1 protein-coding gene is annotated in these 363 nt (G+C 71.3%); it reads left to right on the forward strand.

Translation table 11 applies throughout. The annotated features are described in order from the left end of the window. Positions 1 to 142 precede the first annotated feature (142 nt). The coding region (locus H926_RS31975) for an ATP-binding protein (RefSeq protein WP_371256317.1) at positions 143 to 363 on the forward strand (221 nt) is incomplete at its 3' end.

Raw genomic sequence — 363 nt, forward strand, 5'->3', positions numbered from 1 at the left:
GCCGGGCGCCTCAAGGGGCAATATGAAAACGCGATCAAAGGGGTGAAGTGCGATTGAGCCGGCGCCCGGCCCAATCCCCGAAGCCGCGCTGACCCGCTTTGCCGGGGACTGGGCCGCGCTGAACCTGTCGGAGACAGATCGGGTGGCCTTGGCGGTTTCCGGGGGGCCCGACAGCTGCGCCTTGCTGGTGTTGGCCGCCGCCCATGCGCCGGGGCAGATCGCCGTGGCTACCGTCGATCACGGCCTGCGCGCGCAGGCGGCGGATGAGGCGCGCGCGGTGGCGGCGCTGTGTGCTGATCTGGGCGTGCCGCATCACACCCTGCGCATCGATCTGGGCGGGGGCAGTGCGATCCAGGCCCGTGC

Source organism: Novosphingobium sp. B-7 (assembly GCF_000410615.1).
Lineage (GTDB): Bacteria > Pseudomonadota > Alphaproteobacteria > Sphingomonadales > Sphingomonadaceae > Novosphingobium > Novosphingobium capsulatum.